This window comes from Streptomyces sp. DH12 (genome assembly GCF_020873895.1).
In the GTDB taxonomy this organism is placed as follows: Bacteria; Actinomycetota; Actinomycetes; order Streptomycetales; family Streptomycetaceae; genus Streptomyces.
The window spans coordinates 35,854-47,729 of record NZ_JAHWGT010000047.1 but is presented as its reverse complement, the minus strand read 5'-3'; the positions used below and the strand labels follow the sequence as shown (position 1 = coordinate 47,729).

General features: G+C 74.6%; 10 protein-coding genes. All 10 read right to left on the bottom strand.

The annotated features are described in order from the left end of the window. A partial coding sequence (locus LPA54_RS30005) for an adenylyl-sulfate kinase (RefSeq protein WP_228983686.1) occupies positions 1 to 283 on the bottom strand: 283 nt, incomplete at its 3' end. Positions 284 to 329: 46 nt separating this feature from the next. Further along, a complete protein-coding gene (locus LPA54_RS30000) occupies positions 330 to 2,360 on the bottom strand; it encodes an inositol monophosphatase family protein (protein WP_228983684.1) in 2,031 nt (676 codons plus the stop codon). Beyond that, positions 2,326 to 3,630, bottom strand: coding sequence for an MFS transporter (locus LPA54_RS29995; protein ID WP_228983682.1), 1,305 nt, complete (start codon positions 3,628 to 3,630; stop codon positions 2,326 to 2,328). Before LPA54_RS29995 ends, LPA54_RS30000 begins: the two co-directional genes overlap by 35 nt. A gap of 131 nt (positions 3,631 to 3,761) precedes the next feature. Further along, on the bottom strand, positions 3,762 to 4,820 hold the full coding sequence (gene pyrB / locus LPA54_RS29990) for an aspartate carbamoyltransferase (protein WP_228983681.1): 1,059 nt from the start codon (positions 4,818 to 4,820) through the stop codon (positions 3,762 to 3,764). Positions 4,821 to 5,020: 200 nt separating this feature from the next. Beyond that, complete coding sequence (locus LPA54_RS29985; RefSeq protein WP_228983679.1) at positions 5,021 to 5,302, bottom strand: hypothetical protein; 282 nt, start codon at positions 5,300 to 5,302, stop codon at positions 5,021 to 5,023. Between the two features lie 37 nt (positions 5,303 to 5,339). Further along, entirely contained in the window at positions 5,340 to 6,215 is an 876-nt protein-coding gene (locus LPA54_RS29980) for a TauD/TfdA family dioxygenase (protein ID WP_228983677.1), read from the bottom strand. 32 nt (positions 6,216 to 6,247) lie between these two features. Then, on the bottom strand, positions 6,248 to 7,498 hold the full coding sequence (locus LPA54_RS29975) for a hypothetical protein (protein WP_228983675.1): 1,251 nt from the start codon (positions 7,496 to 7,498) through the stop codon (positions 6,248 to 6,250). Next, a complete protein-coding gene (locus LPA54_RS42950) occupies positions 7,473 to 9,518 on the bottom strand; it encodes an alpha/beta fold hydrolase (RefSeq protein WP_228983669.1) in 2,046 nt (681 codons plus the stop codon). Before LPA54_RS42950 ends, LPA54_RS29975 begins: the two co-directional genes overlap by 26 nt. Further along, a complete protein-coding gene (locus LPA54_RS29965) occupies positions 9,515 to 10,540 on the bottom strand; it encodes a histidinol-phosphate transaminase (RefSeq protein ID WP_228983668.1) in 1,026 nt (341 codons plus the stop codon). The genes LPA54_RS42950 and LPA54_RS29965 overlap by 4 nt, the downstream gene beginning before the upstream one ends. Positions 10,541 to 10,610: 70 nt before the next feature. Next, positions 10,611 to 11,852: an AMP-binding protein gene (locus LPA54_RS29960; RefSeq protein WP_228983666.1), complete on the bottom strand. Its 1,242-nt coding sequence runs from the start codon at positions 11,850 to 11,852 to the stop codon at positions 10,611 to 10,613. Positions 11,853 to 11,876: the final 24 nt, after the last annotated feature.

Below are 11,876 nucleotides of genomic sequence, written 5' to 3'. Positions count from 1 at the left end.
CGTTCGACGCGAGCAGTTCGGCGACGAAGCCGATCCGCCGCACGTTGGTGTCCCGGTCCTCCCGCCCGAAGCCGAGGCCCGCCGACAGGAACTCGCGGATCTCGTCGCCGTCCAGGACCTCGACCCGGCCGCCCTCGGCGCGCAGGCGCTCGGCCAGCGCGTGGGCGATCGTGGTCTTCCCGGCGCTCGGCAGCCCGGTGAGCCAGACCGTCGCGCCGCGTCCGGCGGGCCCTGCGGGGTGTGCGGGCGCCGCCTCGAATGTGCTGTTGTCTGTGTCCGTCATCGTCCTTCGACCTCGGTGAGGGTGTGGTCCGGTCGGTGACGACCGGTCAGGTGCCGGTCGTGGCCTCCGCGACGGCCGCGAGGAGGGCGGCCGCGTCCCGCGGCCGGCAGACCAGCAGGTCCGGCAGGTAGGGGTCGGCCCGGTTGTAGACCGGCGGGGTGCCGTCCAGCCGGGACACGTGCAGCCCGGCAGCGAGCGCGACGGCCGCCGGGGCGGCGGAGTCCCACTCGTACTGGCCGCCCGCGTGGAGGTAGGCGCGGGCGTCGCCGAGGATCACGGCGGCGGTCTTGGCGCCCGCCGAGCCCATGCCGACCAGCTCGGCGCCGATCCGCCCGGCGACCTCCGCGAGGAAGGCGGGCGGCCGGGAGCGGCTGCCGAGGACGGGCAGCCGGTCCACCGGGGAGTCCGGCGGGGGCGGCGGGGTGCCGGTGGACAGCGTGACGCCCCGCGCGGGCAGGGCGACCGCCCCCGCGGCGAGCCGGCCGCCGGCCCACAGGGCGACGTGGACGGCCCAGTCCTCGCGGCCGGACTCGGAGAACTCCCGGGTGCCGTCCAGCGGGTCGACGATCCACACCCGCTCGGCGGTCAGCCGTGCCGCGTCCGCCTTGCCCTCCTCGGAGAGGACGGCGTCGCCGGGGCGCTCCGCGGCGAGGGCCGCGGCGAGGAACTCGTGCGACAGCCGGTCGCCGGCCGCCTTGAGCGCCGCGGGGTCGGCGAAGCCGGACTCCGCCCGCACCTTCAGCAGCAGCTCGCCGGCCTCCTCGGCCAGCCGGTGGGCCAGCCGGTGGTCGTCCTCGACGGTGACCTGCTCCAGGACCCGTTCGACGTACCGCACCAGGGCGTCGGGGTCGGGGCCGCGGACCACGCCGGACAGCGGCAGGTGCTCGGGCCGGTAGGAGTGGCTGGTCGGGGTGGTCCTGCCCGGCTCGGCGATCCGGTGGCGCACCACCACGGGGTCGTCCAGCAGGGGGAGGGCGCCGCGCACGGAGACGGCCGCGCCGCCGTGGACGTGGCCGGGGAAGAGGAAGAAGCCGTACGTGAGGCCCGGTTCCGGCGCGGCGAGGAAGCGGTCGGCGAGCGCGTCGTCCACGTCCGAGGCCATGTCCAGGGTGTGCAGGTGGGCGCCGGTGCGCCGCTCGGTGACGTCGACGATGTACCCGCCCCCGCAGCGGGCCGCGACCTCCATGAAGACCGGGCCGTCCGGGGTCATGATCGCTTCGAGGTGGAAGGTGAGGGTCTCGCCGCCGAGCGCCCGCACGCAGCGCACGGCCCACTCCGTCAGCTCCGGGTGGTCGAACTGCACGGAGCCGATGGGCGAGCCGTTCTCGAAGCGCAGCGGCGTGCCGACGTAGCGGGAGGCCTGGGCCACCACCGCCTCGCCCTTGAAGAGGAAGCCGTCCACGTGCCAGATCGGGCCCTCGACGTACTCCTCCAGCTCGTACCGGGTGGCGAGACCGCCGTCCGCGCCCGCTCCGTCAGCGGTCCGCGCGGAGGGTCCGGCGGCGGTGCCGCGGACGAAGGCGAGCGCCTCGTCGAGGGTCTCGAAGAGGCGTACGCCCTGGCTGCCGCCCTCGTCGCGCGGCTTGGCGATGGTCCGGCCGCGCCAGCCGGGGGCGGCCCCGTCCGGAGCGGTGGGCCCCTCGGGTGTGCCCGCCCCGCCCGGAGCGGCGGACCCGCCCGGAGCGGCGAGCGCGTCGGCGGGGACGAAGCGGGGCACGCGGAAGCCGGCCCGCTCCAGGGTCCGCTTCATGGTGACCTTGTCGCGGAAGTTGCGCGCCGTCGCGGCGCCCATGCCGGGGATGCCGAAGGCGTCGCGCAGCTCGGCGGCCGGGGTGATCAGCTTCTCGTGCCGGGCGATGATCCGCTGGAACGGCGGCTGCTGGGCCAGCCACGGCCGCAGCTGGTCGGCGACGGGCCGGTCCGGGTCCAGGGCGTACGTCCCGCAGCGCACGTGGGGCGGGATGTTGGCGAGGTACTGCGGCGTCCCGGCGTACACGACGTCGTGGACGGAGTGGTCGATGGCCCGCTCGTAGGCGAGCCGTTCAAACAGGTTCTGGTGCAGGACCAGGATGCGCACCGGCGTTCTCCCTGAGGGTGAAGTGGATGACGGCCCACGCGGCGGCGGCGCACAGCCCCATGAAGACGAAGAGCAGCTCCCTGGGGAGCAGCGTCAGCACGAGCCCGCCGGCCGCGGGCCCGAGGCCGAGACCGAGGTTGCGGAGCGTGGCCGCACCGAAGTACGTGCCGCGCAGGTCGGGTGGCGCGAGTTCGTCCACCACGACGCTCACCGTGGGGACGACCAGCACCTCGGCGAGGCTGATCAGCACGATCAGCACCACGAGGGCCGCCCGGCCGGAGCCGGTGAGCGGGAAGAGCAGGCAGACCACCGCGAACAGGGCGTTGCCCGCGAGGAGGGTGCGCCGGGGGCCCAGCCGCTCGGCGGCCCGGGAGGCCAGCGGCTGGAGCGCGATGACGGCCACGGCGTTGACCGTGAGCAGCACCGCGAAGAAGCGGACGCCGTCGGCGAACTGGGTGCTGACGATCCGCGAGAGGTTCGACTCGATCTGGCAGTACGCCAAGGTGAACAGGATCATCGACACGGTGAGGCTGCGGAACGCCCGGTCCGCCGCGAGCACCCGCAGCGCCCCGGTGAAGCTGCGCCGGTCCCCCGCCTTCGCACCCGCCGGCGGGGCGGACGCGGCGGGCGGCGGGACCGGGGCGCCGTACTGCGTGCCCCGGCCGAGCCACGCGTAGGCGAGCGCGAACAGCAGGTAGCAGCCGCCCGCGATGACGAAGGCGAGCCGGTCGGAGGCGAGCCCGAGGAACGCCCCGGTCGGCGGGCCGACGGCGACGGCCGTGTTGGTCAGCACGTACCGGTGGCGGAAGAGCACCGGCCGCTGCTCCTTCGACAGGCTGTCGGCCATCACCACCTGGGTGACCGGCCAGAAGAACGCCGACATCACGCCGTACGAGACGTTCAGCACCCCGAACAGCACGGGGAAGGCCGCCGACTGCCGCAGGTACGTCGCCACCGCGAAGAGCAGCCCGAAGACCAGCGCGGTGCCGAAGAGCCCGACGAGCAGGATCCGCCGTCGCCCGATCCGGTCCGCCAGGACACCACTGAAGAAGCCGGCGGTCAGCGAACCGAGCTGGTTGAGCCCGACGAGCAGCCCGATCACATGGGCCGGCAGGTCGGCGTTCCTGCTCAGGAAGATCGTCATGAACGGGATGCAGAGGTACGACACGAGTTTCAGGAAGAAGGTGCTCGCCATCGTCACCGCGACGATCGGGTGCCGGTAGGCGGCGAAGTCCCGTCGGCGTCTGTCGCGGCGCGTCTCACCACTCATCGGGATTCCTCCGGCCTCGGACGCGGGAACGCCGAAGCGGGCCGGAGGTGTCCGGCCCGCTTCGGCGTTCGTGTGCGTGGTGCGTGCTGCGCGTCTGCGCCTGTTTGTGCCCGTCTGTGCCGGTCCGTCGGCTAGGCGATGCCCTCCACCGCGGTGTTGCGGTAGAACGGCGCGTCGTCGGGGCCCGTGAAGTCCGGCCGGTACCAGGTGGCCGGGCGGAGCGAGGGGCGGACGGCGTCGGCGACGCCCAGCACCGAGGCGAAGAGCGCCATGCGGATCGGGATGCCCGCGTCGGTCTGCCGGAAGATCGCCAGCCGGGGGTCGGTGTTCAGGTCCGTGCCGAGGTCGTTCGCGGCGGGGCGGCTGTCCCGGGGCAGCGGGTGCATGATCACCGTGTCGGGACGGCACACCCGGTCCATCAGCGCGCGGTCGATGCGGAACTCGTCGCTGTACGGGACGGGCAGGTCGGCGAAGCGCTCGGTCTGCAGGCGCGTGGCGTACACCAGGTCGGCGTCCCGCAGCCCGGCCTCGGGCCGGTCGCTCACCTCGACGTGGTGGCCGCGGCTCGCGGCGAGCTCCAGCAGCGGGGCGGGCATGCCGAGGCCCTCGGGCGAGACGCAGACCAGCGTCAGCTTGTCGTACCGGGAAAGCAGCTTGATCAGCGAGTGGACCGTCCGGCCGTGGCGGAGGTCGCCGACCATGGCGATCCGGGCGCCGTCGATGTCGCGGCCGAGGCGGTGGAACTCGCGGTGCATGGTGAACATGTCGAGCAGCGCCTGCGTGGGGTGCTCGCCCGCGCCGTTGCCGCCGTTGACGACGGGGACGTGCGTGGCGTCGGCGAACTCGTGGACGGCCGCCTCGTCGGGGTGGCGCATCACGACGAGGTCGCAGTAGCCGCTGACCACCCGGCTGGTGTCGGCCAGCGACTCGCCCTTGGCGATCGACAGCAGCTCGACCCCGGTGGTCGTCGTCACGCCGCCGCCCAGGCGCAGGAAAGCCGACTCGCAGCTGAGCCGCGTACGGGTGCTGGCCTCGAAGAAGAGGCTCGCCATCACGGCGCCCTCCAGGACCCGGGTGACCTTCCGGCCGCGGGCCACCGGCGTCAGGACGTCCGCCAGTTCGAAGAGCCGCTCCAGGTCGTCCCGGGTGAAGAGGTCGCTGGAGAGAATGTGCTTTCCGGTCAATGACATGACGACTCTGACTTTCTCTGAAACACCAGGTACAACCCTCGGCCCGCGCCATTCTACGGGCCGGGGGCGGCGCCGGACCCCGCCTTCCCGCCGGGCCGCGGGGCCCGGCGGGAAGGCGTCGCCACCGCCCCGGCGCGGGGCGGTGGGACAGGTCCTCGGACAGGACCCAGGCAGGCCCAGGACCGGACCCGGGACAGGGCCTAGAGGTCGGCGAGCGCCACGAGCTGCACCGAGGAGACGTTGCGCTGCTCGACCTCCTTCAGCGACGAGACGGCCGTGTCGAGCGACTGCGCCGCCGCGTTCGTCCCGGGGCCGGCCATCAGCGCGTCGAGCTCGCCCTGCAGCTCGGCGCAGACGGCCGCCAGGTCGGCCTGCTCGGACTGCTCGGGCTGTGCGGGCTGTGCGGGCTGTGCCGGCTGGGCGGCCTGCTCGGGCCGGGCGGCCGTGCCCTCGTCCGGGGTGGTGGGGACGGGGTTGTCCATGTGCTTCTCCTTCTGCGTGTGACGGTGTTCGCCCCGGTCAGCGGACCGTGACGCTCCACAGCTCGCGGTTGTTGGTCCGCGCCTCGCCGTCGACCTCGTACTCGCCGACGATCTTCTGGCGGCCGTGCGCGAACCGGTGGTTGTCCAGCAGCAGCAGGTCGCCGCGCTCCATCGGGAAGCACGAGAACAGCCCGTCCTCGACGCTGGCGTCCAGCAGGTAGTCCAGGGACTTCCGGTAGGCGCCGGCGTCGGGGAGCTGGTCCTCGATGCCCGCGATCTTGTCGCGCAGGTCCTGCTTGAGCCGGACGCCCACGTCGTACCGCCCGCGGGAGTCGTCCAGCGGGTAGAGCAGCGGCAGGTCGCTCAGCTCCTCCCGCACGTTGTTGGCCCGGAAGGTGATCGGCGTGCCCGCCAGCCGCTCGAAGTGCTCCTCGAACACGGCGCCGTCGCGCTCGGCGAGCCGTGTGAACAGGTCGTACCAGGAGACGACGACCGACTCGCCGCGCTCCCCCGCCGGGACCTCCCGCCAGCCGGGCTCCACCATGAGCATGGCGAAGAACGCCGGGCGGGGCGTGCACCAGGAGCGGGCCGAGTGCGGCCGCAGCCCGCCGGCGACGTAGTGGACGGACTGGGCGCCCTCGGGCTTCTTCTTGTACTTGACCCGGTTGATCTGCGGGTGCGGGTCGGTCTTCGCCAGCTCGCTGAGCGAGGAGTAGTTGCGCAGCGGCTCGCCGAAGGCGCCGAGGAACTCCAGGTAGCGGTCGGGGTCCAGCGGGAAGTCGCGGACCAGGCAGATCCTGTTCCGCCCGACGACCTCGCGGGCCTCGGCGACGGTCTGCTCGACCGTCCGGCCGGCGGCGGACACGGACTCGTCCTGGACGGTCCGGGCCAGCCGGTCCTCCGTGATCGTCATCGTCGTTCTCCTTTTCGGTGCTCGGGCGGGGCTCAGGCGGTGGCGGCGAGCTGCTGGAAGCGGCGCGCCTCGGTGATCCGGCCCGCGCGGGCCAGGACCGAGGCGTGGGTGAGCAGGGTGAGCCGGTCGGCCCGGGGGCTCTCGGCCTCCTCCGCGAGCAGGGCCACCGCCTCGTCGGTCTTGCCGAGGCCCGCGAGGAACCGGGCGAACTCGGCGCGCAGCTCCCGCTGGTCGGCGTTGGCGGCGAGGCTCTGCCGGTAGAGGACCTCCGCGAGGGCGGGGTCGTCGAGCCGCTCGGCGGTCAGCTTCGCCAGCTTGCCGAGGGTGTACGGGTGGTTGGGGCGGCCCGACAGCGCCCGCAGCATCAGCGCGCGGGCGCCGGCCGTGTCGCCCTCGTGCTCCGCGACGTACAGGGCGTAGTTGCACAGCGTGCGCGGGTGGGCCGGGTCGAGGCGCAGCGCCTCGCGGTAGCGGGTCCCGGCGTACCGCGGGTCCTGCTTCTTGTGCTGCGCGAAGAGCGCGAAGTTGCTGTGGACGCGGGCGTGGCGGGTCTCGGGGCGCACCGGGCGGCCCGCGGCGCGCTTGACGTCGTCCGGCGCCCAGTGGATCTTCTCGGTCCACAGCGACAGCAGCCGCAGGTCGCCGGCGTCCTCGGGGTAGCGGGCGCGCATCTCGGCGAGGCCGATCGGATCGGGCCGGGCGTCGAGGTAGCCGAAGCGCTCCATCGTCTCCCACTCGGAGAGGGTGATGAGCTCCTTGAGCTCCTCCGGGTAGTCGGGGCGGATGCTGGTGGCGTTGATCCGGTCGCCCTCGGCGAGGACGGAGGCGTCGAACTCCTCGCCGGCGAGCTTCAGGAAACGCGCGAAGTCGGCGGCCAGGTCCTCCTGCCGGCCGACGAAGTCCACCTCGTCCTGCGGGGTGCCGACGTAGGAGGCGTAGATGTTCCCGAGGGCGCCCGGCAGGACGGTCACGGCCCGCCGCACGAACGTCTCGAAGTCGTCGCTCTCGCAGTGCTCGTCGAGCGGATACTGGGGCCGCCAGCCCTTCTCCATCCGGTAGGACCAGTAGGAGCGGTACCACTCCAGCGGGTCGCGGACGAAGGCGCCGACGAGGCCGTAGCGGGAGCGGTCGAAGTCGGCGAGGAGGTCGTGCTCGCGCATCGCCGGGTCGCCGACCTCGGCGACCTCCAGGCCGAGTTCCCTGACCTTCCTGCGGATCCACGTGCTGCCCGTCTTCGGGGTCAGGAGCAGCAGCGCGTTACTGCGCGTGAAGTGCAGTGCCATGGACGTCTCCAGGATCGGGCGCGGACGCCGCCTTGCGGCGCGCCGCGTGGGGTGTGTCGAAGAGCTTGAGGGTGGTGTCGTCGGGCGGGCCGGCGTCGGCGGTGGGCGGGCGGTCGAACAGGTGCGTGGCGAGGTGGGCGGCGGTCACGGCGTGGAGCGCGGCCCGGTTGCCGGTGGTGACGACCTCGTGCCCCTCGTCGGGGAAGAGCGCGAGGGTCGCGTCCTTGCCCGCGCGGGCCAGCGCCATGAACATCCGGGTGGCCATCTCGGCCGGGACGCGGCTGTCGTTGGCGCCGTGGACGAGCAGGACGGGGCAGCGCACCCCGGCCGCGTTCTCCACCGGCGACACGGCCCGCAGCGCCGCCCGCTGGGCGGGGTCGGCGGGGTCCCCGACGCGGCGGTGCAGCATGGGCGCGGCGGTCCGCCAGAAGGCGGGAGGTTCCTCCAGGAAGCGCACCAGGTCGGTGAGGGGCGAGGTCGCCACCACGCAGCGCAGCTCCCGGCGGGTCGTGGCCGCCATCTGGAGCACCGCGTACCCGCCGTAGCTGCCGCCGACCAGGGCGAGCCGGTCGGGGTCGGCGACGCCCTCGGCGACCGCCCAGTCGAGGGCGTCCTCCAGGTCGTCCTGCATGGCCAGGCCCCACTGCCGGTCGGCGGCGTTGGTCCAGGCCGGGCCGAAGCCGGTGGAGCCGCGGAAGTTCGGCTCGATCACGGTGCAGCCCTGCTCGGCGAGCCAGGTGCGCCGCTCGGCGTACTCCCAGCGGCTGCGCCGCCAGGGCCCGCCGTGCACGAGCAGTACGGCGGGGCCCGGCCCGTCGCCCTCCCCGTCTCCGCGTGCCGGGCCGCGGGTGACGTAGGTGACGGCCTCGCCGCCGCCGCGCAGCGGCACGCCGACGGCGCGGCAGGTGACGGGCGAGGGCGGGGTGCCGGGCCGTGCCGCGCCGAGGCGCCAGGTGGCGCCGCCGGCCGGCTCGTGGACGTACCAGTGCGTGTCGTGCTCGGGGCGGTGCACGGCCACCAGCCACCGTCCGCCGCGGCGTTCGGTGACGACGGGCTCGGTGCCCAGGCGCGTGCGCAGGCCGTCGAGTACGGGGGCCCATCGGGGGTCCAGGGCGACGCAGGTGCGGCGCTCGCGTTCGGTCTGCACGATCCCCGGGCGGCCGGTGCCGGGCTCGAACAGGACGTCCGGGATGTCCCCGCCGCGCACCCGGTGTTCGGTGCGCAGCTCGCGCGCGGGGGCCCCGTCCCGGCAGGCGAGGGCGGTGAGGCGGACGCCGTCGGGGCCGTCGGGCAGGACGAAGTACGCGGTGTCCCCGTCGGGCGAGAAGGCGAGGAACCGCACCGTCAGCGCCGACTCGTGCGGGACGTGCAGGAACGGCCGGCCCTCGGCGGGCTCGCCGTGCCACAGGTCGCGTGAGCCGTCGTCGCCGACGGTCTCGGTCAGCCGGGGGCGCAGGGAGCCGTCGGCGTAGACGGCCGCGTAGCCGCGGTCGCGGAGCACCTCCGTCCGGGCGCCGGTGCGCAGCGAGACCAGGTGGTGGTCGAAGCGGCCGGGTTCGCGCCCCTCCGCGGCGAGCAGCACGTCCTCGGGGCGCTGCGGGCTGAGCCCGGCCAGGCGGGTGCGCTGCCCCGGCGTGCCGAGCGGCGTCCAGGTGCCGTCCGCGACGTCGACGCGGAAGAGCGTCCAGTTCTCGGAACCGTCCGGGTCGGAGAGGGCGAGGCCGACGCCGGGCAGGTGCGACCAGGTGAAGGCGCGGCAGCGGGCGGCGCCGACGTCCGAGCGGCCGTGCTCCCGCCGGGCGGCGAGGTCGTGGAGTACGAGGCGGGTGGCGCCGTCGCCGGCGGAGAGCCAGGCCGCGTGGCGGCCGTCGGCGCTGAGCGAGGGCGGCCCGTCGGTCCGCCCCGCGCCGCCGGCCGCCGGATTGTCGGTGGCCGGACCGGCGGCTGCGCGGTTGCCGGGGGCCGGGCCCCCGACGGCCGGGCCGGCGGCGCGGTCCGCCGGTCCGTCGGCGGCGCTCACCGGTCCGCCGGCGCCGGCGCGGCCCCGGGCCCCTGGTGGGCGTGGAGGACGCCCTTGACGACGCGTTCCACGTCGGGCTCCGGCGGGACGACGATCCGCACGCCGGCGGGCCAGTCCGCCGGGTAGCCGCGCAGGTCGTGGACGAGCCGCGTCCGGTACCCGGCGTGGCCCAGCTCCTCGACGACCTCGGCGGCCCGGGGGGTCTCCACGCAGACGTAGTTGGCGTCCGACGGCCACACGCGCATCCCCTCGACCCCGCTCAGCCCGGCGACGAGCCGCTCGCGGCACGCGTGCATGCGGCGGACGCTCTCGCGCACCGGCTCCGGGTCGGCGAGCAGGCCGAGCGCGGTGCGCTGGGCGACGCCGGAGACGCTGTTCGGCATGAGCCAGAACGGGAAGTCCTCACGGGCGAAGGAGGCGGAGACGGCGAACCCGATGCGCAGGTTCGCCAGGCCCCACGCCTTGGAGAAGGTGCGCATGACGACCAGGTTCGGAAAGCGCTCGACCAGGGGCAGCACGGTCGCCGGGGCGAAGTCCGCGTACACCTCGTCGAGGACGACCAGGCCCCGCGCCCGCTGGAGCAGCGCGGCGACGTCCTCCACCGGGAACTGGTAGCCGAGCGGGTTGCGCGGCGAGCACAGCACGGTGATCGCGTCGTCGCGCCCGAGGTGGGGCTCCAGCGCGGGGAGCAGCTCCCCGGGTTCGCGCACCGGGACGGCCTGGTACTCCCAGCCCTGCTGGCGGGCGACGGTCGCGGTGAGGTGGAAGTTGGGGGTCACGTCCACCACCAGCCCGCGGTAGGCGCTGCGCAGCAGGGTGTCGATGAGCTGGGTGGCGCCGGCGCCGACCCGCACGAAGTCGGCGGGAACGCCGAAGTGGGCGGCGGCGGCCGCGGCCACCTGCCGGCTCCACACCTCGTCCTTGTTGGTGATGTCGATGGACTCGGCCGCGCGGAGCAGCCGGCCGGTGTGGGCGGCGGGGTCCAGGAAGTGGTTGCCCGTCCAGGTCAGGTCTCGCGTCATGGGGTCGGTCGCTTCCGCCGGGTGTGGGTGGGGTCGGTGGCGTCGGTGCCCGGTCCGGGGACGGGCGGGATCACGCGGGCGCGGCGGTCAGGAAGCGCCGCTTCTTGCCGCCGGGCGGGGTGATCCGCTCGTGGCGCTCCAGCACCGGCTCCTCGCCCGGGAGCAGCCGGTCCACGGCGGCGCGCAGCTCCACGCGCAGGGCGTCCTCGTCGGGGCAGCCCGGGTCGGGGGCCCAGCGCAGCACGGTCCGGTCCGGGTCGCGCAGGTCGACCTGGAAGTCGCCGAGGCCGGGCAGGTGGCCGACGGCCGCGGTCACCGCCTCGGCGGGCAGCCGCGCTGTGCGGAACCGGAGGGTCCCCGGCTCGCGCCCGCGCAGTCGCAGCAGCCGCTGGGTGCCGTCGGCCGCGGTGGCCAGTTCGGCGTGGTCGCCGGTGAGGTAGCGGGCGACGAAGGTGCCGCGGTTGACGAGGTTGGTCAGCACCAGCTCGCCCGCGCCGTCGGGGCGCACCGCGCCGTGCTCGTCCCGGACCTCCAGGCGCACGTTCTCGCCGATGACGCGGTACGTGGACGCGTCGGGCTCGGTGGCGGCGACGAGGCCGCCCTCGGTGGACGCCAGGGCGTCCACGACGGGCGCCCGGAAGTAGTCGGTGAGGCGCCGCCGGTCGTCGGCGTGCAGGGGCTCGCCGCTGACGAGCAGCAGCCGGGGCGTCCAGGGCGGTGCGGCGGCGCCCTGCCCCAGGAGGGCGGCGCGCAGGTCCAGCAGGTACGTCGGCTTCCCGTAGAGCACCGGCGCGCGGAGCCGGGAGAACAGCCGCAGGACGTCGGCGCCGCCGAGTTGGAGGCGTACATACAGCCCGTTGCCGAGCGGTGGCAGCGGGCGGACGAAACTGCTCCGGCCGGGTTTGTTGCTGACGAAGACGACGGCGGGCTCTCCGCGCCGGAAGATGTCGGCGGAGAGCCCGGCGACCTCCAGGACCTGTGCGAAGAAGCGGTAATTGACGGTGTACCAGGCGGCGTCGTCGAGCGTCACTTCGAGCGGCTTCCCGGTGGTCCCGCTGGAAGAGAGGCGGTACGCCGCCGGGACGTGCGGCGAGCGGAACCGCTCGCCGTTCTCCTGGTGCACCGCCCGGTCCGTCAGGGGCAGTTCCGCGCCCGCGTCCCGGTAGAACGGGACGTCCCTGCGGAGTTCCTCGACGAACGCGCGGTAGGCGGCGTCCTGCGAGGCGTGGCGGGGGCGGTCCTCCCAGGCGGCCCGCGCCCGGTCGATTTCCTCCAGGGATTTCAGGGTGGCGTCGTCCGAGTCCAGAGCCATGACCGTACCCAATCGGCGATCCGA